Annotated in this window: 20 protein-coding genes; 8 read left to right on the top strand and 12 right to left on the bottom strand. The window is 52.6% G+C overall.

Annotation, left to right across the window (positions count from 1 at the left end; translation table 11 throughout):
* Positions 1-365: 365 nt before the first annotated feature.
* The 3 genes from JMJ04_RS16345 to JMJ04_RS16335 all read left to right on the top strand — a co-directional run bounded on the left by JMJ04_RS16345 (position 366) and on the right by JMJ04_RS16335 (position 3,068).
* Positions 366-2,186 (top strand): hypothetical protein, encoded by a 1,821-nt coding sequence (locus JMJ04_RS16345; protein ID WP_201371522.1) that lies wholly within the window; start codon positions 366-368, stop codon positions 2,184-2,186.
* A gap of 189 nt (positions 2,187-2,375) precedes the next feature.
* Positions 2,376-2,699: a hypothetical protein gene (locus JMJ04_RS16340; protein ID WP_201371521.1), complete on the top strand. Its 324-nt coding sequence runs from the start codon at positions 2,376-2,378 to the stop codon at positions 2,697-2,699.
* Between the two features lie 69 nt (positions 2,700-2,768).
* Positions 2,769-3,068 carry a hypothetical protein gene (locus tag JMJ04_RS16335; protein WP_201371520.1) on the top strand — a complete coding sequence of 100 codons (300 nt, stop codon included), beginning with the start codon at positions 2,769-2,771 and terminating at the stop codon, positions 3,066-3,068.
* A gap of 219 nt (positions 3,069-3,287) precedes the next feature.
* On the opposite strand, the gene JMJ04_RS16330 is transcribed toward JMJ04_RS16335, so the two are convergent.
* Positions 3,288-4,139 carry an aminoglycoside 6-adenylyltransferase gene (locus JMJ04_RS16330; protein ID WP_201371519.1) on the bottom strand — a complete coding sequence of 284 codons (852 nt, stop codon included), beginning with the start codon at positions 4,137-4,139 and terminating at the stop codon, positions 3,288-3,290.
* 855 nt (positions 4,140-4,994) lie between these two features.
* Between JMJ04_RS16330 and JMJ04_RS16325 the strand changes: the two genes are divergently transcribed.
* The gene (locus tag JMJ04_RS16325; RefSeq protein ID WP_201371518.1) at positions 4,995-5,300 is read left to right on the top strand and encodes a transposase; all 306 of its coding nucleotides are present in this window, start codon (positions 4,995-4,997) and stop codon (positions 5,298-5,300) included.
* A gap of 27 nt (positions 5,301-5,327) precedes the next feature.
* Entirely contained in the window at positions 5,328-5,654 is a 327-nt protein-coding gene (locus tag JMJ04_RS48710) for an IS4 family transposase (RefSeq protein WP_201371517.1), read from the top strand.
* Between the two features lie 52 nt (positions 5,655-5,706).
* Here JMJ04_RS48710 and JMJ04_RS16315 read toward each other — a convergent pair whose 3' ends face one another.
* The 3 genes from JMJ04_RS16315 to JMJ04_RS16305 all read right to left on the bottom strand — a co-directional run bounded on the left by JMJ04_RS16315 (position 5,707) and on the right by JMJ04_RS16305 (position 7,575).
* Entirely contained in the window at positions 5,707-6,042 is a 336-nt protein-coding gene (locus tag JMJ04_RS16315; RefSeq protein ID WP_201371516.1) for a hypothetical protein, read from the bottom strand.
* A 432-nt stretch (positions 6,043-6,474) separates the two neighbouring features.
* Positions 6,475-6,762: a hypothetical protein gene (locus tag JMJ04_RS16310; protein WP_201371515.1), complete on the bottom strand. Its 288-nt coding sequence runs from the start codon at positions 6,760-6,762 to the stop codon at positions 6,475-6,477.
* Between the two features lie 381 nt (positions 6,763-7,143).
* Entirely contained in the window at positions 7,144-7,575 is a 432-nt protein-coding gene (locus JMJ04_RS16305; protein WP_201371514.1) for a hypothetical protein, read from the bottom strand.
* A 298-nt stretch (positions 7,576-7,873) separates the two neighbouring features.
* Between JMJ04_RS16305 and JMJ04_RS16300 the strand changes: the two genes are divergently transcribed.
* Positions 7,874-9,241: an RNA-guided endonuclease InsQ/TnpB family protein gene (locus tag JMJ04_RS16300; protein ID WP_201371513.1), complete on the top strand. Its 1,368-nt coding sequence runs from the start codon at positions 7,874-7,876 to the stop codon at positions 9,239-9,241.
* A 124-nt stretch (positions 9,242-9,365) separates the two neighbouring features.
* On the opposite strand, the gene JMJ04_RS16295 is transcribed toward JMJ04_RS16300, so the two are convergent.
* Complete coding sequence (locus JMJ04_RS16295; protein WP_201371512.1) at positions 9,366-10,502, bottom strand: cytochrome P450; 1,137 nt, start codon at positions 10,500-10,502, stop codon at positions 9,366-9,368.
* Positions 10,503-10,517: 15 nt separating this feature from the next.
* Positions 10,518-12,104, bottom strand: a complete 1,587-nt coding sequence (locus JMJ04_RS16290) for a GxGYxYP domain-containing protein (RefSeq protein WP_201371511.1) — start codon at positions 12,102-12,104, stop codon at positions 10,518-10,520.
* 252 nt (positions 12,105-12,356) lie between these two features.
* Here JMJ04_RS16290 and JMJ04_RS16285 point away from each other — a divergent pair, with 252 nt between their 5' ends.
* Positions 12,357-13,967, top strand: a complete 1,611-nt coding sequence (locus JMJ04_RS16285; RefSeq protein ID WP_201371510.1) for a class I adenylate-forming enzyme family protein — start codon at positions 12,357-12,359, stop codon at positions 13,965-13,967.
* An 84-nt stretch (positions 13,968-14,051) separates the two neighbouring features.
* Here JMJ04_RS16285 and JMJ04_RS16280 read toward each other — a convergent pair whose 3' ends face one another.
* Positions 14,052-15,053: a hypothetical protein gene (locus JMJ04_RS16280; protein WP_201371509.1), complete on the bottom strand. Its 1,002-nt coding sequence runs from the start codon at positions 15,051-15,053 to the stop codon at positions 14,052-14,054.
* A 503-nt stretch (positions 15,054-15,556) separates the two neighbouring features.
* Between JMJ04_RS16280 and JMJ04_RS16275 the strand changes: the two genes are divergently transcribed.
* On the top strand, positions 15,557-17,503 hold the full coding sequence (locus JMJ04_RS16275; RefSeq protein WP_201371508.1) for a protein kinase domain-containing protein: 1,947 nt from the start codon (positions 15,557-15,559) through the stop codon (positions 17,501-17,503).
* Positions 17,504-17,546: 43 nt separating this feature from the next.
* On the opposite strand, the gene JMJ04_RS16270 is transcribed toward JMJ04_RS16275, so the two are convergent.
* The 5 genes from JMJ04_RS16270 to polA form a co-directional block, all read right to left on the bottom strand.
* Complete coding sequence (locus JMJ04_RS16270; RefSeq protein ID WP_201371507.1) at positions 17,547-19,052, bottom strand: sensor histidine kinase; 1,506 nt, start codon at positions 19,050-19,052, stop codon at positions 17,547-17,549.
* A 1-nt stretch (position 19,053) separates the two neighbouring features.
* On the bottom strand, positions 19,054-19,728 hold the full coding sequence (locus JMJ04_RS16265; RefSeq protein ID WP_201371506.1) for a response regulator transcription factor: 675 nt from the start codon (positions 19,726-19,728) through the stop codon (positions 19,054-19,056).
* Between the two features lie 166 nt (positions 19,729-19,894).
* On the bottom strand, positions 19,895-22,030 hold the full coding sequence (locus tag JMJ04_RS16260; RefSeq protein WP_201371505.1) for an amylo-alpha-1,6-glucosidase: 2,136 nt from the start codon (positions 22,028-22,030) through the stop codon (positions 19,895-19,897).
* A gap of 300 nt (positions 22,031-22,330) precedes the next feature.
* A complete protein-coding gene (locus JMJ04_RS16255) occupies positions 22,331-23,500 on the bottom strand; it encodes an LL-diaminopimelate aminotransferase (protein WP_201371504.1) in 1,170 nt (389 codons plus the stop codon).
* A 36-nt stretch (positions 23,501-23,536) separates the two neighbouring features.
* On the bottom strand, positions 23,537-26,662 hold the full coding sequence (gene polA / locus JMJ04_RS16250; protein ID WP_201371503.1) for a DNA polymerase I: 3,126 nt from the start codon (positions 26,660-26,662) through the stop codon (positions 23,537-23,539).
* Between the last annotated feature and the right edge of the window lie 71 nt (positions 26,663-26,733).

Below are 26,733 nucleotides of genomic sequence, written 5' to 3'. Positions count from 1 at the left end.
AAACAAAGCTCACGAGTAAATATATATAACCAATATTCCACTAATTATTAAAAATTTAATATTAGAGCAAACAAATACGCAAATCGTTTTTACTATTATTTTGCTATTGAACAAAAAATACGAATTATTTACAATACAAGCGTATCTGAAGTGCATAACGGTCTCTTACGTGAGAGAAACCAGAGGCACAATGTAGCTTCTCTTCAATGAAGCTACTTGCTTCTTCTCCGAAAACCCTGAGCGCGAAGTGCTAGACACGTAGTGGCGTGGGGTTCGGAATAAGATCTTAAAAGGTACATCCTAGAAGAAGATTTTGGCATACCCAAACAATCTACTTTCATTGTGAAAGGGTCATAAAGACATTGATGAGCAACATATCTACTCTCTCCGAAGCAACTACTAGCTACAATTATCGGCTAGCAGATGTGGCCTTCTATCCAATCGGCAATCAGCGCGTGCTCGCCCATGTTAGAGATACCGATACCACACGTATCCTACATGTAGGTCTTGCAGAAATGCTTACCCAGTGTCAGAAGTTTAAAACTCTTGACGAACACCTCCACGCTTTTAATCAGGAGCGGCAGCTCGGCGATACCACCCTTCAAACGTTGCGCAGCAACCTCCAGCAGTTCGCACGGGATGGTTACCTCGTTTCGCAAAACGATCTTCGCCATCTCTTCCAAAGATCAGAGAAGCAATTTTCGCCTTCGCCTATAACTTCCATCGGCTTTCCAACATGCGATCGGGTAGAAGCATTGCAGCGGGGCATGATCAGTTATTTAGAGCACTGCATCCGCTTTGACCGCACCCCCGAGTTTGTTGTGGCAGATGACTCTAGATCTTCCGCTACGCGTGAATCTTACCGCCAAATGTTACGCAGCTTAAAGGCTTGCTATGGCATGAATATTACCTACGCCGGTCTTGAAGAAAAGTCAGCCTTTATCAAGCGGCTCAGCAATAAAGGGAGCATACCAGAAGAGGTCGTTTCCTGGGCTTGTCTTGGTGACAAGCGATATGGTGTAGTTACTATAGGAGCCAACCGCAACGCACTATTACTTCATACTGTAGGGGAACGCACCTTCAGTTCCGATGATGATATTATCTGCCATGTCGCCGCCTCTCCCGAAATGGAAGAGGGGTTGGCAATAAGTTCCAAAGGGAGTCCCCTCGCGATCCGTTTTTATCCCGATCGGGAAAGCGCCCTCTCGTCTGTCCAGTTCTCAGAGCAAGACATTCTCGCACTACATGAACAGTGGCTCGGGCAAGATCCCAAAGAAGGTGGAGCCCGCTACGCTGGTGATAGTCAAATCTCAACCGAGAAAGCTGACCCTGCTTGCTTGCAAAAATTAGCCACCCAATCAGGCAAGGTTATCCTGACGGTGAATGGTAGCGTAGGTGATTGCGGCTGGTCTGCCGAAGACGAGCTTTTTTTTCTAACCCTAAGAGGTAAAAACTTTGAGCGGATAACAAGCTCCGAGCAGGCTTATCGCTCAGCGCTTACAAGCCGCGAAGTAGTACAAGTGGTAAGCCAGACGACCATCACAGAGCAAGCGAAGCCTTTCTTCGGTATGTGTATAGGGCTGGACAACCGCGAACTGCTACCTCCGTTCCCTCCCGTTGGACGTGGGGAAGACGCCATATTCGGAGAAATGCTCACGCTATGCTTTCTCAACACCTACACCGTACACCTCCCCTGGACTCTCGTTCACTCCCCCCTCCAAGTTCGGTCATACACACCATCACCTATACTCCATACGGGTTTTCCCGGCTGGATATTAGCCTGTATTGGACTCTTTGAGCCTAAATTTGTCAGCAGCCCGGCTGATCGCCTATACAAATTGGGGCAATTTGTCGAAGAAATCGGTTGCCTGCCCAAGGCTTCTTTTACCGAATTTGCGCACCAGCTCCTGTGGGAGGGTAGAGGGGTATTTGTTGCAAGGTTAGAAGAACGATTGAGCGGGGATCAAGAAAACCTCCCTGCTTTTTGGCGACGTGATGTAGAAAAGTTCTTCAAAAAGATGCACCAAAGTGCGCTATTGCCGATAGAGCAGCTTTTTCAAGTAAATCCAGATTTGATCCAACATGCTTCAGTGCAGTTTGGGCAGCTTCTCAAGTGGTGGCCTCAAATTGTCGAAGCCGCCAGGCAACTCCGTGCCGAGGGCTTTCGCCTGGCGCAACCTATCTAGGGAGATATAGCTCTATTTTGACAGGCTAACCAGGCGAGAAAGCCTCGATCATGCAAGGCATAGTTGAAAAGTGGACAAACATGAGTTATCCCAAACATTACAAAGTAAAAGGATGAGATAGCAAAAAGAACCCTTCTGACTTGGACTTGAGTTGGAAACGAAACAAGTCAGTACCAGGAGGGTTCTCTCATGCACTCTCAGTATTCCATAGAGAGCGAGGGATTGCAAGTTCCTGCATCCGTTGCTCAAGACCTGAGTCATCAATTGACGAGCTTTGTCATGCCTCTGTTGAAGGTCCTCGATGCCCTCCTTAATCTTCGGTTGGTGCAAACCTTTCTTGCCACGCTGAATGCCCTTCTCGAATTTCGCCACCGCAATAATGGGTTACTCTTAAGTGGATTAGGAGCCTATCTGGCCTCTCCAGATCATGCCCCGGCAGGCGCGAAACGCCTCTCGAATCTGCTGCATTCGAGCAAATCGGCTTCACACGTTCTTGAAGAGTTTCTCTGGTAACAAGCCAATGAGCAGCTGGCGAGCGTAGAGCAAGCAGGAGAAGATGGCCTGCTTACGTAGAATGAAAGCGTGATTGAGAAGCCAGAAAGCATCGCATTAGAAGGACGGCGTACCGTTCGTTCCAGCAAAGCCCGCAGGTTGAAGCGGATCAAGCCCGGCTACTACACTCCTCCCGGCGATCCTTCCATTTTCGTGCCAGGCATGAACTGGCTCACCGCGCTTTTGCTTGGTCAGCAAGGGCCTCCCTTGGTGGCGGTCACGCGCTGGTGGACAATCCGAGGAGTCTTTGCTCAATCGGGCCAGGAATTGGAAAGGAGCCTCCTGGAGAAAGGCTCATCCGCACTTTTGATGATGAGAGAGAATATCTGAACGGCAAAGCGTATTAACGCATACCACTTGAACCTCACTGTGGCTGACCTCTGCTTCGTTGAGCGCAGCTTTTCGGGGTTCGTTTGTCCGGTTGCTCATGCTTTCCAGTCTCATCATTAAAAGTGCGTTTGATCCGGAATTTGAAATCTGAGCTGGAGTGGCTTTTGGGGAGCAGTCAAGAGAGATACTTCAACTATGAGGATATGTGGAAAAGTCCTTTCAACATTGAGCAAGAGCCTTCTCTACACGCTCAGCTAGAGCCTCTGGCCAAACATAGCCATGCCGCGCGGCAACGTTGCGACATACCTCAGTGGCTAACGTAGCTGTATTCTTGATCGCATCTGTCATGCCCTTTGGAGATGCAGTATCAGGAAGGCAGGTATTAAGCCGTGTCATGATCTCAGGCGAGAGGGCTTGTTCAAGGCCCTTGAGTCTCGGATTTACAAACCAGCGGGAGATGGCGCCTTCGTGCAGTCTGATGAGATAGATGAGCCGGGGAACAACTGCGTTATGAAAAAAATAGCTGGTGTACCAATGATCACCACGCTGCAATTTGCAAACGCTTTCGAGTAGAAAATACCAGAAGTAGCGCGCGGTCAGCTCAAAAGTCTCTTGTAGATCCGACGGATGCAGATCGGAGTTGGGTAATTGGCGCATACAGGAAGTCAGTTCCCCATTCGTCGCATCATACAAGACGTTGACTTTATCTGCTTTGGGTTCCTGCGGCCAGTGCAGGGCAGTGCTCATTTCGCCCAGGTAATAGTATACTATATCGACCCGCAAGGGCAGTTGCTCCGTATCGAAGACCGCACGTGTGAACGATCGTACCGAGTTTACATTGTTTATGAGAAGGAGTGGCTCTCCCAACTGGGCAAGCCACTCCGACAGTGCCAATACAAAGGCCTCGAACTGTGTGTCATGGAGAAAAACGGCTACATCAATATCAGACCATTGATCGAGTGCGAGCCCCCCATTGGAACCATAGTCAACCAGTCCCGCAATGCGATGGTCGCGTCGCCCTACCTCTACAATCCGCCTGATCATCTCCTCGCGTGTCAATACTTCTGCCATGTGAGTTCTCCATTCTCTTTTTCCTGATTTGTTTCCTAGATGCACCGCTGCTTCAGCAATCAATTGAACAGATGTGTCCCTTGCGAATGGTGCTGTGAGCGGCCAACCTCGCTCCACAATCGAAGATGGGCTAAATACAGTGTACTCTTTTCGTGCTGTTTTCAAAATTCCCCACAAAGGATAAGTACTATTGATCTCAACATAGCGAACTGACCTTGACTCAGTTTTGTAGAGTCTCTACCAATTGGGGGTTCCGACATATTTTCCCCTCTAGATTCCGCTAAGGGCAGGTACATCTGGTAATGATCTCAACGCGTATTCCGCTGAGCTTGAGGTTCAGGTGCTCCAGCCCTGGTCTTTTTGATAGACCAATACAAGGTCGTACGAGAGATTCTAAGTGTCGCACACATTTCTAGAACAGAATGACTCTGATCATCGAACATCCGCCGAGCCAGAGCAATCTTCCCGTTCGTCGCTGCCGCTTTCTTGGTCGCCCTTGCCGGAATTTTGAAGGGGTTTTAAGTCGGGCCCCCCCTACAAGTGAGTCATGCCGCGTGAACCTTGCAGCGGTTGTCCTTCACTTCATCATCAAAAGTGGACATGAGCCTGGAGAAATGTGCTGCGGCCTGGGGGAGGAGGCTGCTCCACGTGTTTGATTGAGGGTTTGTAGGAAGTCCATGGATTGGAGCATGTCTCCAACAAGACCTGCGCGTGCTGATGCGTTGGCCCAAAGACTACCAGCCTCGCGATGGACAAGGCAACAAACGCAAGGCATGGCAGATCACCTGAGGCAAGCGCTCCTGGACCCAGCGAGAGGTGTGAGATGGACAACGTCATCAGTGGTTCCAGGCAGGTGTGTTCGCCATTCCTGTTAGCCATCCCGACCATGATCAGCAGTTCTGGCTGGTGGTTTCCCATCCAGGCAAAAGCCAGCCTCTCTGGTATTTACGCACGAGCGAACCCATCGGCAACGAGCTGGATGCTTGCGATATCGTCTTTGCCTACGCGCGACGCTGGCAAATCGAGGACTTCCACAAGGCCCTCAAAACCGGCTGCTGGATGGAACATCACAACGGACAAAGCATGCACGCTCAGTGGGAATTCCTCGCTGTGCTGGCCCCCATTGCTTTGCGTTTGTTGATCATTCGTCAGACGGCATAGCAAGCAGAAAACACACCAGCGACCGACGTGGTTTCGCAGAATGCCATCCCGGTCATTATCTTCTCGGATCCACGTCACCGTAGTATCACTACCGCCCAGGAATTGTGGCGCGCCATTGCGCGTCTGGGAGGCTACCTCGACCACAAGAGCGATGGTCCACCTGGATGGCAGACCTTATGGAAAGGGGTCATGGACGTCTTGGAGGGCGTTCATCTCGCCGCTCTTGTCCATCCTTCTGACTTGTATGTAAGAGGCAGAGCTTTAGCGCGTGGGGAGCTCTCAGTTAGTTTATCTTGCAACCAACATGGATTAACGAATGCTCGAGAGTACATTAGATTACATTTGTGTTTATGAACATCAGTGTGCCATAGACTTTATGGCACACTGAAATATTCAATGGTTCGTTTTAAAGTAAGCCACCCAATAGAGGCACAGATCCTAGTAATTTAGAGAAGCTCCCGAGACCATTCGCTCCTCCAGGCGTGCCACCTGCGAGACCATCCGCTCCTCCAGGCATACCACCTAGACCATCCGCTCCTCCAGGCATACCACCTAGACCATCCGCTCCTCCAGGCATACCACCTAGACCATCCGCTCCTCCAGGCATACCACCTAGGTCATCCGCTCCTCCAGGCACGCCATCCAGTCCACCATTGATCATAGTCAACAGCTCGTCATTCAGCTCAATTTCATTAACAAGCGCTTCGTGGTCGTTCCCTGTATGATATTCATGTGACATCATGTGTATGTTCCTTTCTCTGTTTCAACCTGAAGTATTCGTGGTAACCTTTTTAAGAAAAGGGAAACGAAGTTGTAACGGCAATCTCTCACGCCTCAACTTATTCATCATTTTCGTGGAGATATATGGCCAGACCTCGCAATTATCCACTTTTCCTCTTCACATAGGCTACCTATCCATATTATATTTATTAGACAAAGTAACCAATTTTTTTATTTACAATTCAACAAAGTAAATCGCTTTAATTTTTGTATGCAATCGCACTTTTCTATTTATCTAAAAGAATGCGCATCTAGACTTTATCGCCTCCTCTTGCAGAGGTGCCAAAATTCCATCGAACAAGTTATTGCTCCAGCCTATAATGGGAGAGTTAGACGCTATACAATGTCCACTCTCCCATTGAAGCACCGCCACAATCAGCTCAAGCGTTATTACTTAGAAACACCCAAAGCCGCCGAAACCGCCATAGCCGCCTCCAAAGCCGCCGAAACCGCCATAGCCGCCTCCAAAGCCTCCAAAGCCTTTACCAAACTTGCCGAAACCAAAGCCTTTACCAAACTTGCCGAAACCAAAGCCTTTACCGAAGCCGCCGAAGCCGCCAAAGCCGCCAAAGCCGCCACTACCATCAACCATCTCCAGGTCGCTGTCATTCAATTCGACCATCTCATCGGCAATCACGTCCTGGGCCTTATTGTTTTTTGTGCCAAAAATGTTCCACTTCATAACCGTTAAAACCTTTCCTCTGTGTATGCTAAAAATTTTTATCACAGCAATTTGAAGTATATGTAGCAGAGCTTACAAACAACAGTAACCACCTTACACTATCTTTTTTGTTGGAAGTTGATCAGGCTTGCAAACTTTACTATTTTCCGCACTTCAACTGCCTTCACTATTCATATTATTTATAGGCAGCAAAATTATATACATAAACATTAAAAATGCCTATTAGCCTCTTTAATGCTATATCCTCTCTCCACTTCAATAACAAAAACCCTCCTTTGGCCAACCAGGTATTTCGGTTCTCACTTTTAGCCTGGTTCGGAGGGTTCTTTTTCTCATCTCTTGTAGTGAATACGTTTTATTCGGAACAACGATCAGCTTTTTCTAGCAACCACAGCCCCCTCTGTTGCCTTTGCCGCCTTTGCCGCCTCTCCCACCTATGAAACCTTTATGCCCACCATGGCCAAAGCCACCTCCAAAGCCGCCATAGCCGTTGCCATATCCGTTGCCATATCCGCCATAGCCGTTGCCATATCCGCCATAGCCGCCTCCAAAGCCGCCATAGCCGTTGCCATATCCGCCATAGCCGTTGCCATATCCGCCATAGCCGCCTCCAAAGCCGCCATAGCCGTTGCCATATCCGCCATAGCCGTTGCCATATCCGCCATAGCCGTTGCCATAGCCGCCGCTAGGATCGCCCCCCATACCAAAAACTTGTTGAAGTTCTGCTTCGTCTAGCTCAAAACCACTGATAGTATCTCTGAGTCTCACGGTTTCCGGCTCTTCATCCCAATACTGCGCACTATCATACTTCATACCAGGGTTCCTTTCTTCATCAGACAAAGATCGTGTTAAGTGATCAAATCTGATTGTTCGGTCAAGCTTATAAATTACAACCAATTCTCAAAAAGAGACATAACCCTTAGAGAGAATAAAGCGCTCTTTATGAACAGTGTTCCATCAAGCAACCTATTTTCCCTCTGTCACTATTCAGGTTATTCCTATCTGATTAGAAAATCATTCAAACCCACCAATAAACCGCCGCAGAAGTCTCCTGTCGTTCACGTATGGGGAGGAATGCGGCGTTCCTTCTTGCAGAGGAAGAGAGAGGCAAATGCACACAAGGAAGGCATTGACACGTATCGGTGAACATGGTACATTTGTTCTCACGGAACAAGTCATCACGGCCAAACTGAAACTGCACGCGACTCCAGAACAGTTTGCGGCCTTACGGGCCACCCAACTGGCCTATCGCGATGCCTTGAATTTTGTGAGCCGCTATGCGTTTGAGCATGGCAAGATGAGCAACCAACGACGCCTGCAAGATGGGACCTATGACGACCTTCGCGCTCGCTATGGGTTGCCGGCCCAAATGGCCTGCAATGTTGCGCGCCAAGTCGGAGCTACCTACAAAGGCCTGTGGACCAAGGTGCGTACTAATGCAGAGTTGCGTCGGGCTGGCATGACCAGGAAGCGCTACAAGGGACTGGATCAGGCCCCGAAGCACCTCTCTCCCACCCTGACCTACAACCACCAGCGCGACTACGGCTTCAAGCACGAGCAGCAGGTCAGCATCCTCACGCTCTCCGGGCGCATGATCGTCCCCTACAGCGGCTATGGGAAGCATGTCGCTCTGATAAAGCAGGGAGCCCGGATCGCAGCGGCCAAGCTCTGGTATGACCAGTCCAGGAAATGCTTTTATCTGCTCGTCTCCCTGCAGATTGAACTCCCTGAACCGACCTTTGAACAGTACAATCAACTGGTCGGCGTTGACGTCGGCATCCGCTACCTGGCAGTCACTTCCACGGCCACGGGAGATCCCTGCTTTTTCTCGGGAAAGCAGGCCAAACAGCGGGCCAACCACTACGCACGCCTGAGAAAACGCTTGCAACGCAAAGGCACTCGCGGCTCAAAACGCACCATCCGGCGAATCGAGCAGCGAGAGAGACGGTTGAAACGGCAAGCCAACCACCACATCGCCAAGCAGATCGTCACGACCCACCAAGAAGCCCTAATCGGCTTGGAAGACCTGACCGGCATCCGCGAACGCACCAAAGTGCGCAAGCGCAAACGCAAGAAAGGCAGCAAAGGGACCGAGCCTGCGACCCCGAAAATGCGGCGTGCCAACCGGGTGTGCTCCCAGTGGTCGTTTGCCGAACTGCATGCCCTGATTGCCTATAAAGCGGTCCTGGGCGGGTCGCTGGCCATCAAGGTGGAGGCACAGTATACCTCGCAAGCCTGCCCCAAATGTGGCTACACGCATAAGGACAATCGCCCGAACAAGGGACTGGTCTTCCATTGTGGCAGTTGTCACTACGAGCTGCACGCGGACCTGGTGGGTGCGCGCAATCTGGTCATGAGAACGCTCTTCCTCCGACAAGATTGGGGGAAGACGGGGCAATTGTCAGTTGCCCCCGATACCTCCGACAGGGAAGCCAAAGCTGAGCGCCTTCGCCGGTACTCAGAATTGCGGTGGAGTTGAGAGGCAAGCCCCGAGTTTCCTCGTGGGGTTACTGACACCCATCAACACAAGTACACAAAAATCCTCTGCCAGGGGAAATCTCATTTCTCAGCTTACTAGCCTCTTTGGCAATACAATAAAGAGGCTAACGAGGGGTAAAAATGATGGGGAAGTGCTTCACCCCTTGCATAAAACCCTGGGGGTCAAGCGACTCTAGCGTGCTTCCTGGGCGTCTTTGAATCGAGGAGAAACGCTGGAGCATGATCTCTAGTACTATTCGCGTCTCCAGGCGCGCCAGCGGAGCACCCAGGCAGTAGTGCACACCATGGCCGAAGGAGAGATGGGGGTTGGGCGTTCTGGTGATGTCAAAGCGCTCAGGATGCGAGAAAACAGCTTCATCATGATTGGCGGAGGCGATGTAGGCACTGATCCATTGCCCTGCATGAATAGACTGTCCACCTAACTGCGTATCCTTTTTGGCGACGCGGAACATGAAGCGCAAAGGCGAGCGATAACGCAGAACTTCTTCGATGACTCCTGGCAATAGCATCAGGTCTCGTGCCAAGTCGTCAAGAAGATGAGGGAACTCATCAAAGCAGAGAAAGACATTGCCCAACAGGTGCGTGGATGTAACATTGCCTGCTACCAGCAAGAGGATGCAAAAACCCAGTAACTCTAGCCTGGAGAGGTGCTCTCCTCCCACCTGGGCCGCGAGCAGGCTGGAGATCAGGTCCTCCTGTGGCTCACGGCGGCGTTCATCAAGCATATGCGAGAAATATGCACTCATCTCACCCATAAAATCGCTGCCATCAAAAGGAGCCACGCCAGCCAGGAGATCAGACCAGTGGCGAAAGCGCGCCCGATCGGCGGCAGGCACACCCAGGATTTCAGCAATAATGGTTACCGTGAGCGGATAAGCCAGATCGTCAATAATATCCATCTCGCCGCGATCGGCGTGCTTCTCCAGCAAATCATTAACCAGTTGCTCAATGCGGGCAGTCATCTGGGTCACGATGCGAGGTGTAAAAGCCTGGGTGATCAGTGCGCGGAGATGGCGGTGGCGCGGCGGATCCAGCGCCACCAGGCTTACGTCCATCGGCGTGAGCATATGCCCTTCAGACTCGACCTCAGAGGAAAATGCCTCATAATCGGAGAGTACTCGCTTGACGTCATCATAGCAAAACACCATCCACTGCTGATGTTGCTCGCTGTATGTGACAGGCGCATGCTCTCGCATATGCCGATACCAGGCAAGGGATAAAAAATAGGCATCATTTTGCATTAAAAGGCTTCCCTATTACAAAATCTGGGTGAGCATCGCCAAGAGATCACGCGGCAACACCAACTCATATTCATCACCCAGGCGCGCCATGACCTCTAAAAGGGTTGAGGGTGACATGCGCCATGCCAGGACATAGATATTGAGGAAGAGCGGACGCTGGCGGCGAATCTTCGCGGTTGTAGTAATCAATTGTACTGCCTGCTCAACGCTCATTGCCAGGCCCAGGCTCTGATACCAGGGAACCTTGTTCGCCAGGTGCCAGCAGGCCCAGAATGTGCCAGCACCACTTAATATACCACACAAACCATCAGGAGTAAGCAGACTGGTGAAGGTGCGTTGTAGACGTTTACTGAGAAAACCCATGCCAGTGATGCTAAATGGGAGCAGGCCCAGGCCATGGAGAAAGTCTGTATCTAGAACCTCTAATGTCGAGAGTCCCATGGCTTGCATCATCTCACCCGTATCAGCCAGGAACTCTTGCATATGCTGTGCAGGCCAGCGCGATGGAAACATGTACCCAGCTCCGCTGGGTGCGGCGACCAACTCATCATTCGCCGTAGCGCTCTCCAGGTAATACTTCGCCAGGGAAGGCGCGAAGTAGGGCAGCGCGGGCGAGATGGTCCAGCCCAGTGGCAACGAACCACGCGCGTTATCGCGCCAGAGTTGCAGCAAACGGTGCTGGCAATACTGGATATTATCCCCATCGCTAATGGTAAAAGAGAGATACGTTTTCTTCTGTGGCGCTTTGCTGATCTGCACTACTGGAGCGACTGGCAGAGGCATATCGGCCATGGGTAGCGACAACCAGACCTCCAGGTTCTGATAGTAATCGGAGGCATACACAGGTAAGGCATGCTGTGAGGTCAATTGTACACCGCTCCCCTCATCAGGAAACCAGCCCAGGTGTAGCGCGCCTGCGGGGTAAGTGGCCAGGATCTCTTTGAACAACGCCCGCTCGGAGAGCCAGTCTACCTGAGGCTCTGGCACATATTTACGTGCCTCCAGCCAGTAGACAAAGGCACGTGTTGCGACGAGAAGTGAGCGCAAGGGCGTCAGGCCCTCCGGAGTCAGACCAGCCAATACGAGATTGTTGGTGTCGCGCAAGAAGTTCTGCTGCGCCCAGCGATACATGTGCAGACGCGAACGCCACTGGTAGTTACGCAGGTCATCGATAACGGGGAGATGATACTGCTGCTGAAGGGAAGCCGCCAGTTCAGGAGTGGCCACAAAACCATCGCGCAGGCCCGCGATGGTTGTCGCCAGGTTGATAGTGTCCTGTTGTGAGGGATCATAAATGATGATCCCCTGAATGCGTGTACGATATTCCTGGATCAAAGCACCCAGGGTGTCATTACCACTTGCGTTCATACTGTGGCGTGGCAGAGAGTCAGGAATCTGTTCGAGCCAGAAGCGGTCGTCATGATTGTAGATCAGGTAGATTTCAGGTTGCGAGCGATTTATCAGGCCAACCAGTGTTGATACTGCCTGTCGCACCTCGAGCGAAGCAGAGGATATATCGTAGATTGCGAGACTATGAGGTGCCTGAAACAAAGAAAGCAGTTGCATCAAACTCTCATTGAGGCGCACTACATATTTTTGCACGCTAGCTTCTCCTGGCTACTTCAACTATAGACTCCAGCAAACGAAGAGGCTCAAAACACGACTATCGCTATTTTTAAAGTATACCAAAACGCGGTTAAAATTAACCCTACCGATCATTTCTTGATTCTCTCACCTGATTGATGTTATTCTACTTGCATAGCAAATAGCCTTGCGGCTAGGATCTAGAGATAGGAACCTTTCACGCCTTTGATTATTACTCAGTGCTGAGTTGCAGCGAAAGGATGCCATGTCATGCTTACCAAGATGGTTGCTCCCGAACTCTTTCGTCCGCCCGTTGAATTTCCTGATGTCCCCTACGATCACTTGCTGAGAAAAACCGCAGAACAATACCCGGAACGAACAGCGATTATCTACCATGACCTCTACTTCACCTACCGCGAAGTGGTCTCTATGGTCAATAGCGTTGCCAATGGAATGCATGAGTTAGGCTTACGCAAAGGTGAGCGCATTTGCCTCTTCACTACCAACCGCCCCGAATACACAGTTACATTTATTGCTGCCGCGACACTGGGCCTGGTCGCAAGCCCTATGAATCCCGCGTATAAAGAGCGCGAAGTTGCGTATCAGTTAGAGAACTCAGAGGCATCCGCCATCCTGGTGCAACGCGAGCTTGTACCCATCTTGCAGCTTGCACTCAATAACACCAAACTCCCGCACCTCAAGCACATCTTCGTCACGGGAAGCCAGGCCCCTGAAAGCCTGCCCGAGGCCATTGCACTCAGTCAGCTCATTAGAAATTACGCGCCAACCTATCAGAAGCATGCCGATATCACTGGCGATGACCTGCTGGCCCTCCCCTATTCCTCCGGCACCACGGGCCTGCCCAAGGGAACCATGCTCACCCATCGCAATATGACAACAAATAATCTCCAGTTCACGACGGCACTCCAGACCACTCCCAATGATGTCGCGCTCATCTTCTTACCCTTCTACCATATTTATGGTGTGATGCTTATGGGAGGCTTCCTCGCCTGTGGCGCGACACAGGTGCTAATGGAACGCTTCGACCTGGTTCAGTCACTTGAACTCTGTGAGAGGCACAACGTCACCTACTACTTCGCGGTACCACCTATCGTGCTGGCACTGGCGAACGCGCCCATCGACCTGGGCAAGATGAAGAGCGTCAAGTATATCTTCTCAGGAGCGGCCCCGCTACCCATGGACCCCACACGCCGCCTGAAAGAGAAGACTGGCATCAATGTCGTCCAGGGTTATGGCCTCACCGAGACCTCTCCCCTGACGCACTCCCAGCCCAAGGATCCAGCCCTGGTACGTACAGAAAGCGTCGGACTGCCTGTCCATAATACAGAGATCAGGATCATGGACATTGAGACGGGCGAGCGAGAGCTACCTCTGGGCGAGACAGGCGAAATCGTCATTCGCGGCCCCCAGGTCATGAAGGGTTACTGGAAGGCGCCAGAGGAGACGGCGCGGGTGCTACGCGATGGCTGGCTGTATACAGGCGATATAGGCTACCTGGATGCTGAGGGCTATACCTACATTGTGGATCGCAAGAAGGAGATGATCAAGTACAAAGGCTTTGGCGTCGCGCCCGCGGAACTGGAATCCCTGCTGATGGAGCATCCAGCAGTCATGGACTCTGCGGTCATTGGCATACCAGACGACGAAGCAGGCGAGCTGATCAAGGGTTTTGTCGTCTTACGCCCTGGACAGAGCGCCACACCTGATGAGATCATGGCCTTTGCCAACGGCAAGCTGGCTGGCTACAAGCGTTTTCACTTCATCGAGCAGATTGATGCCTTGCCGAAAACCGCGTCAGGCAAAATCCTGCGCCGCGAACTGAAAGAGCGCGAAAAGGCGCTCAAGCTCACACAAGAATAATTGGTTGGGAGTGTGTGCATGGGCAGCCGTAGGCTGCCCATGCACACACTCCCAACCAAGAAGTGAAGTTACTACTAGCGGGGATTAGAGACCCATCAAGAACAAGCCACGAGCCATGATCTCGCCCGCCAAAGTGAGTACCACCACCAGGTAGAGCATACCCGTTGCCGACTGGAACGAGCGATCACGGACGAGCTTCCAGGAGAGGCCGCCCAGGATGAGGGGGAGCACAAAGCTCACCAGGATACGCAGCCAGTTAATCGCACCTGTATCCAGAGGAGTAATGACTGGTTGGCCAGCAGGCTTCACCTGGCTAGAGGGAGACTGAGTTGGCGCTGGCGTGGGTGTCGAGGCGACCACGGCTGGTTGGTTGGAAGAGGCCTGGTTCGCGTGCGACGTGGTTGGGCCGGTCAGTGGCAAGAAGATAATCTGCGCGATAATAGCCAGTAAGACAACGCTGGTAGAGAACAGCAGGGGTCGCTCTGAGAGCGCGGGAGTGACCAGGTACCAGTGACCCAGCCACATAGCAGTCATCACACCACCCAGGGCAAAGGCCGCTGCGTAGAAACCCGCCACGGTAAAGGCACCACCTGCGATGCTCCCCGCCAGCGGACGGAAGATCATCCCCAGTACCAGGAGTGTCACCAGGCCCGCGATGACCGTAGCCACACCGCTTAAGAGGCGTAATCCACGCAGTATCGAACGGCGCGGAGCGGGTTTCCCCTCTTTCTGGGCCTCGTCTTCAGCCTTCTCATGCTCCACTTTCCCATCCACACCGGCTTTCTTATCCAGTAAGAGGAAGAGCGTGTAAGGGATCAGCAGCACAAAGAAGAGGAGCAATGGCAGGGTCTGCCAGCCTGTCCAGCTATGATCCAGGGAGCGATAGGTATTGAGTAGTTCACCAGTGGCGAAGTTTTGCTGAAACAAATACGTCAGTCCAGCAAGGGCGAGATAGATAAAAGCATAGGAGACCAGAAAACCACGTTTGACCTCGTTGCGCCAATCGAGAAAGACCAGCACACTCACGGAGCCAATCGTCAATTCGATCATGATTATGTATAGGACGAGTGGGAGTGTTTGCAGCATAGAATCGTGTTATCCTTTAAGCTCTTCCGTCTTCTCATGCGGAAACCAACCCCATTCGGGGGCACGCACTACTCCCGTAGCTAGCGCTCCCCCCATTAGGGGACCACCTAAAGGTGGCACGGCAAGCACGCTCAGGTTTCCGATAGGAGGTAAACAGGACATGGGAGGAGACATACAGCCCTTTCCATATCAATATCTTGACAGATTATACCGTTCTTCATAAATTGTGGCAAACTCTAGTCATCCTACCTATGGCTACAACTTTCGTGCACTTGCAACGTATATTTATTAGAGTTTTCAAGCATTTAAAGAGTAGTCAGGCAAAAACACAATAACGCCTGGCTACTTCTTGTCTCAGTACCTTCCTTTGCCAGGGGAGAAACACAATCAAGGGGACGTTGCCAAACACTACATATTTCATATAACTTTGTCGATATTGACAGCAGGAGAGAATCTCTCATACACTTGGGAAGAAACGCCATTCCTGGAAGAAGAGAGTTTGTATGCCACGTTGTCTAAATCCACGTTGCCAGATTGATTATCCACCTGGCACGCTACAATGCACCAATCCATTCTGCCAATGCCTGCTGCCTGAAGCCCTGGTAGCGGGTCGTTACCGCATTGAGACGCTCATAGGCATGGGCGGGATGGGAGTGGTCTACCGTGCCAGCGACACCTTCGAAATGAGTCAGGTCGCGCTCAAAGTCCTCTCGCTCAAAAATAGTATCATGGACCCGCAAACCGCGATCGAGCGCTTTCGACGTGAGGCGCGTTATGCCCATCAGCTCAAGCACAAAAATATTGTGTCGGTTCATAACTTTGGGCAGGATGGGCCTCTTCTCTACCTGGAAATGCCGCTTATCACAGGTGGAACGCTCAAGGCCTTGCTCAAACCCGAGCTTCCCCTGCCTACACAGCAGGCCTTGGGTTACATGGACGACATGGCTGCTGCCATCGATACAATTCATGCGCATCCACAGCAGATCATACACCGCGATATTAAGCCCTCCAATTTACTTATTTCACAGGATGATGGGCATCTCATCCTGGCCGACTTTGGCATCGCCCGGGCGATGCAACAGGAGAAACCACTAACACAGCGCGGCCTCTCTTTAGGCACAGAACACTATATCGCGCCCGAGCAGGATCAGGGCAATGCGGAACCCACCAGCGATATTTATTCGATGGGTGTGGTCGCCTACCAGATATTTACGGGCCTTTTGCCTGTGCAGGCAGTAATCAAGACACATGCCACCGAAATTCCCGCGCCCAGCAAACTCAATCAAGCACTGCCACCAGAGGTCGATGCATGCATTTTGCGCGCCATGGATCTCGATCCACGCAAGCGCTATCAAAGCGCTGGCGACTTCGCAGCGGCTGTGCGAGCAGCTCTGGCGACAAACACGATCTCCTCAGAGCCGACCATCGCCGATCTCACACTCGTCTCGCATAGCTCGAACGTGATCACGCGAACCGTTATGCCCGAAAATCCCTGCCCACAGTGCGGGAGGGAGAACCGCAGCAGCTCTCGCTTCTGTCGTCACTGTGGGCATGGACTGGATGAGACGATGCCCACACTTGGGGCGCAGTGCGAGGCCAGTTATGAAAGCGATAGGGGACGCAAGGCCCAGGAGAACGAGGATATGCTCCTGCTCCTCCAAGGACTCTGCGTGAATGTACAACCATCACCACACCCTTTCGCCATCTTTGCTATTGCGGATGGTCTTCTCGGACCACAGGGAAAGCCTACATTAGGGCATGAAGCCAGTCGACTGGCCGTTGAGACCGTCGCCGATACGCTTGTCCCTTTACTGGCAGATACCACACGCTCGCACTCTCGCGGCACACCCATTCATGCTCCACGCACACCTGGAGACACAGGTGCCACCTTCTCAGGTCAGCGCCAGGCTTTGCCCATGAGCGAGAAAATTCTAGAGCAATGGCTCGCCGACGCAGTGCGGCAAGCCAACCGCGTCGTCTACCATTGTAACGCAGACTATGACGCGACGATGGCCACAACCCTGGCGGTAGCCCTGCTCTATAGAGAGCGGCTCTATGTCGCCAACGTGGGCGATAGCCGTGTTTACCATTTTAGCCAGCGACAGGGTTTACAATGTGCGACCCACGACCATACCATCGCCGCCAATCTTGTTGATGCTGGATTGCTCCGGGCAGATGAAGTGCGCGCCAGCGCCAAACGCCATCAACACTACCGTACACTGGGCCAAAATGCCATGGTGACAGTTGACTGTTCTCAGCGCGCCCTGGAACCTGGCGACCTACTCATTCTGTGTACCGATGGGGTCTGGCATATGCTGCCTGAGAAGCGAATTGAAGACATTTTACGCCAACACCCTCGTACCGAAGAGATAGCGCGCCTGCTGGTACAAGAAGCCAATAATGCTGGGGGCGAAGGGAACGCAAGCGCGATTGTCGTGCACGTGCTCTAACTGAGAGCCTGCCCGCGCAGAGAGAAGCCTCAGAGAGAAACTTCTATAACCCTGTCCCGGCAGCCTCTGAGGCCAGCGGGAAGGTGATAATAAATAGTGCTCCCTTGCCAGGCTCACTCTCGACCGAGACAGTGCCATGCTGCAAACGCACCAGCAGTTCCACAATAGAGAGGCCCAGGCCATAACCGCCAAGCGCCTTTGAACGTGCGGGATCGGCGCGATAAAAGCGCTCGAAGATATGTTGCCTCTCTTCAGGTGAGATGCCTATGCCGGTGTCCTGAACACGCAATTGTGCCAGGTTCTCACATATCTCAACCGACACCGTCACACGTCCGCCACTATTTGTATATTTGAGGGCATTGTCAAGCAAACTCAGAATAATCTGAATCAGGCGCGCGGCATCGCCCATGACCGTTGCCGCCTGTAGAAGGCCGCTCGCCAGGCTCACCTGGCGTTCCTGGGCCAGGGGTTCCATGCTCTCAATCGCATCAGCCGCCAGAAAATCCAGGCGCACAGGCTCATAATCGAGTTGCATCTTCTGTTCATCGGCACGCGCCAGAGCCAGGAGATCATTAATAAGCCTTCCCAGGCGCTCGGTCTCCTCATTAATGCCTTCCAGGGCCATAATATACTCTTCCGTCTTCTCGGAACGAGAGAGCGCGACCTCTGTCATATTACGAATCACGGCCACCGGTGTGCGCAGTTCATGCGAGGCATCGGCAACAAAGCGACGCTGATGCTCAAAGGCGCGTTCAAGGCGTCCTATCATCTGGTTAAAGAGTAACGCTAGGTCATAGACTTCATCTCTGGCCCGGGGTAGAGGCACACGTTTCTGTAGATCCTGGGCATTGATCATACGCGCGGTCCGCGCAAGGTGATGAATCGGCCTAAATGCTCGCGCCGAGAACCAGTAGCTACAGAGGCCACACGCAAGTAATAAGACCGAGCAGATACCGATGAGGATATACAGAACTGTTTGCAGTTGCTCATTCAGGCTCTCTAACGACTGTCCAACCTGAATAACGCCAATAATCTGATTCTGCCAGACGAGCATCGTACAGTATACCCGCACCTGCTGACCATCAGCATCATAGACAGTTCCACGCCAGGGGATTCCGTGAAGCGGATCATGGACGCTTGTCGCATTTAATACCAATCGGCGCATATCTGTGGTCGCATAGAGTGTTTGTGCGTGCTCATCTAGTACGCGCACAAAGAAATCGCCTGGTGAAACGTCTTTCTCCTGTTGAAAAGTACGCTTACTCTGGCCAGGATGCGTATCGATATAGGCAGCGGTTGCGCCTAACTGCGACATCTGCCCCGCAATATCCGAGGTATCCATGCGTCCTTGTGAGACGATCAAGGCCTGAGCGATTTGTTGTGTTCGCAGGCGCAACGCGGTATCAAAATTCGTCTCCAATTGAATTTTGACTATCATATAGAAGGCCGTAGCACACAAAATCACTAGCGTAGCGGAGACGGCAATATACCAGAGGGTCAATTGTACACGCAGTCCGGGGGGAAAGAGCTGTGGCCGACGCGTTCGCATATTATAAGGGTTCCTTGAGCTGATAACCAGAGCCACGTATCGTCTGAATGACGTTTGGTTCATTCTCATTGCAGAGCTTGCGCCGGAGATAGCGAATATAGACATCAATAACATTGGAGAGGTGTTCGGTATCGCCATCCCAGACATGCTCGACAATCATCGATCTACTCAGTACCTGGTGCGGATGGCGCATAAAAAACTCAAGGAGAGCATACTCTTTGTTTCCCAGGGGAATCAGGCGCTCCGCGCGTTTAACCTCATGCGTCCTGGTATCAAGCGTAATATCCATAAATTGTAATGTTGTAGATAAGACTGGTCCTCCCCGGCGCAGGAGGGCTCGTACACGCGCCTCAAGCTCGCTAAATGCAAAGGGCTTGGTGAGATAATCATCTGCCCCCAGGTCTAATCCTTTGACGCGATGCTCCACCTCGCCCAGCGCGGTTAGCAACAAAATAGGCATCGTCTTGCCCTGTTCACGCAACTGACGGCAGACTTCAAAACCACTTAAACCGGGAAGCAGGATATCGAGTATGACCAGGTCATAAGGAATGGAGGTAGCCATATACACCGCATCTTCGCCATCGGCTAACAAATCGACCGCATGATGGCTACCTTCGAGACCCTTCTTCAAACTCGGACCCAGACGGGGATCATCCTCTATAATCAGGATACGCATAAAACCGTACCTCGTACATTGAAAGCCGCATCATGTTGGTTACCTCCACCACGACTCCTGCGGCATAGGTAGCCAACACGATGTCTACACTATAAACTGGAGACATTAGAACAACATGAAAAACCAGGGGCCTCCTGCCAGAAGTCCCTACTCGGAAAGTCCCAGGCTACTTTTCTTGCAAGAGCAGCCAGCAACGCAAGAACTCCGCCACGCTCCAGGCCTGGGCCACACACCCGCCCACGGCATAGGGTGGTTCTGGTTCAGCCACCTCACTAATGGTCCCGAGACAATTCTGCCAAAGTTGGTCCAGAGCGGTCAAGAGCAAGGTACGTAATTGATCACGATCCTTATGCACACGCAAATGCACATCGATAAAGGGGCCGAGCAACCACTGCCAGACGGTTCCCTGGTGGTATGCGCTATCACGCTGCCAACGATTTCCGCTAAAGTGCTGATGATACGCGGGATCGGTTGGACTGAGCGAGCGTAGCCCCAAGGGGGTAAGCAAATGCTGCTCAACTTGCTGCAAAATGCTGGCACATTGCCCCCCCGAAAGCAGGTCCCGGCAGAGGGAGACCGCGAACAACTGATTGGGGCGAAGCGAGGCATCCGTCTGGCCCGCGTTCCCATCAACATCGACCACGTCATAGAGATAGCCGCCCTCTGCGTACCAGAAACGCCTGGCAAAATGCTGTCGCACCAGGGTACGCAATTGACTATAGTGCGAGGCATCCGTCGAGAGGCGCACGGCCCAGGCTTCCATCTTCGTTAAGGCGGCATACCAGAGCGCGTTTATCTCTACTGGCTTGCCTCGTCGCGGCGTGACGACCCAACCGTCAACCTTCGCGTCCATCCAGGTGAGCTGGACCCCGTCCGTTCCTCCATGTAGGAGACCATCTGTCGCATCCATCCCAATATTGAAGAGCGTTCCCTGCTCATGGCGGACAACAATCTCTTGCAGTACTGGGAAAAGCTCCTTGAGGAGTGACCAGTCATCGGTGGCTTGTAGGTACAACCCAAGCGCGTGAAACATCCAGAGAGTGGCATCTATGGTATTGTACTCGGGGTGCTCGCCTTGATCGGGAAAGCGATTGGGGATCAGGCCCTCATGTGTGTAGGAGACAAAGGCCTTGAGCAGTCCACGGGCCTCACTATAGCGACCCGTTGCCAGCAACAAGCCCGGCAATGAAATCATGCTATCGCGTCCCCAATCTGTAAACCAGGGGTAGCCTGCGATGATCGTCTTGCGATCTGGAGCAAGGCGCAATGGTTGGCGAGAGGCCTTTGCCTGCGCGTAGTTTGGTCGCGCAACAATAAACTGATCAGCGGCCACAACCAAGCGTGCCAGCACTGGATCACGCTCTTCTAGATTATCCATAGTACGCTCAGCCACGGAGAGCAGTTGACGCACACGGCGCTGGTGGCGAACCAGCGCCGCCGTGACCAGTTCTTCATGGCGTGGTCCACCCAGGTCCGAGGGGAGATTCTGTTCAGCACTTAAGACAAAGGTAACGCGCATACCCGTCGTAATGGGCATGCGAAAAATTCCTGGCTGATATACATCTTCCTGATCCAGCATACCACGCTCGCTCTCCCGCCGATGCAGCACACGCCAGTACCAGAGGCCCGTGGGGGAGAAAAACGCCGAGGGACCCGCGATCAGGTGATAGACTGGCGCCTCATTATAGGCACGAATACGACAGCGATTATGCTGGCTATCCACAATAAAATGCCAATCGTCGGCGCCTTGCGTCGAAGCGTGATAGTCACGCGAGAGACAAAACGGCACCAGTGTCAGCGTCAGGTTCTCATCAGCGATCTCATCGCCCGCTCCTTCAAGGGTGTACTGAATGTAGGTTGTATTCTGTCCATACTCCATCCAAACACGCTTGACCAGCTCCAACTGCTCCGTGAGACGATAGCGGAAACAAGGAACATCTCCATCCAGCACCACTTCTTGCAAATACTGATACCCTTGAGGATCCACCACCTTGTCGTGATACTCGTTAACTCCTAGCTTGAGCACCTCGCCGCCTGGCAAGGTAATCTCTTCATCGACCTTACTTACAAAAACAGTGCGCGCCACGGGTGGCTGAAGCGCAGCCACCAGCAGACCATGATAGCTGCGGGTTGTTGCGCCACAAATCGAACCAGCTGCGTACCCTCCCAGGCCATTCGTCACCAACCACTCATGATTAAGCGCCTGCTGCACATCACCACAAATATCGTGCCCAACACGCAGATGCCATGCATCTGGTCCCTGCTGCTGAGAAGCCTCAACAGACGTATGATCCAGAATCATTAGTCAACGCTCCTTACTTACCCACAAGCGTATATGTGTATTCTCCCTATGGTATTGATGTATAACGCAAAAGAACAAAAAACATATAGAAATATATGGCAAGTAATACAAGTTGCTCGAGTAAAGTGAAGATTTTTACATCCTATGGAAGTTTAGCACGCTCCAAACCACAACGTCCAGCAACATATACCAATATTATGCGGCCTTCATGAAAAAAGAGAAATAGGTTTGGAGTGTGCGTAGCCCTGGCAGCCTGTGGCTGCCAGGGCTACGCACACTCCAAACCTAAAAACGCTTGCACTATGAGGAAAAAGCCCTCTGGATGCGCTCCAGGGCCAATTGGATACGCTCCTCGGGAGCGGTCAGCGAGATACGTACATAGCCTTCGCCCGAGGGGCCAAAGTTCGTCCCAGGCGTCAGAAATACACCTGCCTTCTCAAAGAGCCAGTCCGCAAATTGTTTCGAGGTAAAGCCCTGAGGCACACTCGCCCAGACATACAGGCCCGCTTGATTGAGTGGGGCGCGCAAACCAAGCGCATTCCACCCCTGCACTAGCGCATCACGACGCCGCTTATAAATGACGTTGCGCTCCAGAATCCAGTCTTCGGGCAGGTTTAATGCTTCAATGGCTGCATACTGGACGGGACGGAAGATACCGCTATCCACGTTGCTTTTTAAGCGCGCCACCGCATCTACTAGTGTCGGGTTACCGACCATCATGCCTATACGAAAACCAGCCATGTTATAGGTCTTGCTCAGGGAGTGCAGCTCGACCGTGACCTCTTTGGCGCCCGGAATTTCAAGCAGGCTGAGCGGGCGCTCGTGGTTGTCATAATAGACCTCGGCATAGGCCATATCATGCACAAGCGCCAGGTTATGCTGATGCGCGAGGGCTACTGCTTGCTCAAAGAATGAACGTGGGGCACTGGCGGCGGTTGGATTATTAGGATAGTTCAGCCAGAGCAACCTGGCCTTCGCCAGGACATCACCCGGGATACTTTGCAAGTCTGGGAGAAAGCCATTTTCCTCCCGTAGAGGCAGCAGATATGTCTGCGCGCCGACACTCGCGCTCGCCGAGATATACACGGGATAGTAGGGATCGGGGGCGAGTGCGATATCACCAGCGTTAAGCACACAGGAGGCAGCATAGACCAGTCCCTCTTTCGAGCCGATCAAAGGCATAATCTCCCGCTGGGGTGCTAGTTCCACGCCAAAGCGATGCTGGAACCAACGGGCGATGGCCTCGTGTAGCTCCTGCATACCCCGATACTCGGGATAGCGATGGTTTTCCGCCACACGCATTTCAGCACAAAGGCGCTCGACGACCTGGGGAGGAGCTGGGAGGTCTGGATCACCTACCGAGAGATTGACGACATCCACGCCCTGCGCGGTCTTCTCCGCGATACGCCGCTTTGCGTCAGCAAAGTGAAACGGCGGCAAGTTTTCAATAAGATGAGATAGCTGGACCAAAATGTACTCCTCGTCTGGAATGGATCTTTTCTCTTGTTATACCACAGATTCGGCGGCAAACCAGTTCTTTCCAGACTTCATATCTACTTTTATCGGCACCTTCTGAGGCACCAATAACGCTCCAATCCCTTCCATAACCGCCTTCACCATCCGCTTCGCGCGCTCCAACTCTTCGACGGGCACTTCAAAGACAAGCTCGTCATGCACCTGCAAGATCATACGTGTCTTCATGCCATTTTGCAGGAAGGCATGCTGCAAGCGCAACATGGCAACCTTAATCAGATCGGCATTCGACCCCTGAATAGGCATGTTGACTGCCTCACGCTCCAGCGCCTGGCGCTCGACATGCGAGAGCACACGCATATCCGGAATAAAACGTTTGCGCCCAAAGTAGGTATTGACATACCCCTGCCGGCGCGCCTGCTCCAGCGTACTCTCCACGTAGACCTTGATATTGGGGAAGGTCTCATGATAGCGCTTAATAAAGTCAGCTGCCTCGCCGGGACGCATCCCCGTTACCTGAGAGAGGCCATAGGCCGACTGCCCATAGAGCACGGCATATACCACCGTTTTCGCCAGACGCCGCTGATCTCGGGTCACCTCCTCCACTGGCACGCTAAAGAGGGAGGCCGCGGTAATGGTATGAATGTCCTCGCCCTGGTTAAAGGCCTCCACCAGCCGTGGCTCATTCGTAATATTGGCCAGAATGCGCAGCTCGATCTGCGAATAGTCAGCCGTCAGCAGGACATAGCTGGGATCCGCAATAAAGGCGCGCCGAATCTGGCGGCCAAGCTCAGTACGCACGGGAATATTTTGCAGGTTTGGGTTACTGGAGGAGAGACGCCCACTGGAGGCAATCGTCTGGTTGAACGAGGTATAGACACGCCCCGTCTGGCGATCCATCAGGGTCTGCAAACCATCAATGTAGGTCGACTTGAGCTTGCTGAGCTGGCGGTACTCCAGCAATGAATCAATAGCAGGGTGCATACCACGCAAGTTCTCGATCACGTCCGCGCTCACAGAATAGCCTGTCTTGGTCTTCTTTCCCGCGGGCAGCTTCAATTCGACAAAGAGCACTTCGCCCAGTTGCTTAGGCGAGTTGACGTTAAAGTGATGCCCCACTGCGTCGTAGATGGTCTGCTCCGCCTTCCGTAGTTGCTCATCGAGCTGTTCGCCAAACTCGTGCAAAAACTCGGCATCAAGTGCGACACCATAGAGTTCCATCTGCATCAACACCTTGATCAAAGGCATCTCAAGGCGATAGAACAGATCGAGCAAATTATGCTTTTGCAGATCTTTATGCAAGGGAGCAACCAGGCGCAACGTCATGTCGGCATCGCTACCTGCGTAGTCAGCGGCACGGCGGATGGGAACCTGCGCCATACTAATCATCTTACTGCCACTACCAATCAGCTCCGTGATGGGTGTCATGAGGATGCTCAGGCGTTGAAAGGCTTGCTCTTTGAGGCCCAGACCACGGCGTCCAGGCTCAATCAGGTAGGCGGCGAGCATGCTATCAAAGCTAAGTCCCTCCACCTGGATACCGTAACGCAGCATGACGGCTATATCATACTTTGCGTTATGCATGTACTTGCCAATGCTTGCATCTTCAAAGATGGGCTTGAGCTGCTCTAGAACACGCGGCAACGGCAACTGGGTCCCTGGTTCCTGCCCATCGACGGTGGTGGTATGCCCGACGGGAATATAGTACGCCTCGCCAGGGGCCATCGCAAACGACAGGCCAACCAGGTCTGCCTTGCGCTGATCCTCAGAGGTCGTCTCAGTATCAAAGGCAAAGTGGCCCGCACCACGCAAGCTCTTCACCAGTACATCTACCCCTTCCTCAGAGTTAATGATCATGGTGCTCGTCGGCGGCTGCACATTGCTTTCTTCAAAGAAGAGCGAGGTCTCGACCAATGCAGGTCCTGGTAGGCGCAACTTGCGCGCAACCTCCGCACGCGGCTCTGGCGTATCGAAGAGGCTTAACTGTGTGGGACCATCTTGCTGTTCTTCCTGAGTCTCAGGAAGTGCTCTTGGCTCTGTCGCAACCCTGGCTTCCACCGTAGAGGCAGGCGCTGTGGCTACATACTCGGGAGCGACCTCCTCACGCCCTGGTGGTTGCGGCAGAGGCAAGATGGGAACGATACCCAGCGGTGGCGCTAAAAGCAGGCGCTCACGCTCATCTCCAGCAGCAACTTCACTGGCGGAGCGCGCATCCGGCTCTTCAAGCGGCTGAAGCCTCGAATCGGCCTCAGAGGTCACACTGACACCTAGCTGGCGGAAGAGCGCAAAGACGCGCTCAACCTGATTGCGAAACTCAAGTTGGCGAAAGAGGGTTAAGATACGCTCGCTGTCCACATGCGTCATGCGGCACGCTTCAAGGTCCAGAGAGACGGGCGCATCGAGCACGATGGTCGCCAGAAACTTGCTCTGACGCCCCTGCTCCTCGCCCTCCTGCAACAGTTTCTGCTCCTTTGGCTTCAGCTCACTGGCATGGGCGAGAATATTTTCCAGGTTGCCATACTCGACAATCAAGCGTGTAGCCGTCTTGGCGCCAATCCCTGCCACACCTGGAATATTATCTGACTTATCACCAACCAGGCCCTTATAGTCGATCAACTGGTGAGGAGCGAAGCCATAGCGTGCCTGGACTTCCTTCTCATCATACTCCACGACTTCAGAAATACCGCGCTTGGCGACCTTCACTAGCACCTGTTCATTGACCAGTTGCAGAGTATCCATATCTCCGGTGTAGATAATGGTATCAACTCCCTGCGCCTTCGCCTGCACGGAGAGGGTTCCCAGCACATCGTCGGCCTCATAACCATCCTTTTCATAGATCTGAATGCCAAAGGCCTGCACCACCTCGCGAATACGCGAAAATTGAGGACGCATATTATCGGGAAGCGTTGGCCGGTGCGCCTTATATGGTGCATATTGCTCATGCCGAAACGTCGGCGTCGGACGGTCAAAGGTCACCGCTATATAGTCTGGTCGCTCCTCCAATAATGCCTTCATCAGCATCGAGGTGAAGCCAAAGGTCGCATTGACTGGCTCGCCGCTACTCGTGGAAAGATCTTCAGGCACCGCGTGAAAGGCGCGGTGAATAATGGCGTGGCCGTCGATCAGTACGAGCTTCTTTCGCTTGTTTGCTTGTGTCATCTTGAGAACCCCAACTCTCTCAACATCGTTTGTTGCCTCTCTAACTATTCTTTCTTGCGAGCGCGAAACTG

Origin of the sequence: Ktedonobacter robiniae, assembly GCF_016587375.1 — a bacterium.
GTDB lineage: Bacteria > Chloroflexota > Ktedonobacteria > Ktedonobacterales > Ktedonobacteraceae > Ktedonobacter > Ktedonobacter robiniae.
Note: the sequence above shows the minus strand (reverse complement) of the source record. Positions and strands in the feature narration are given on the sequence as shown.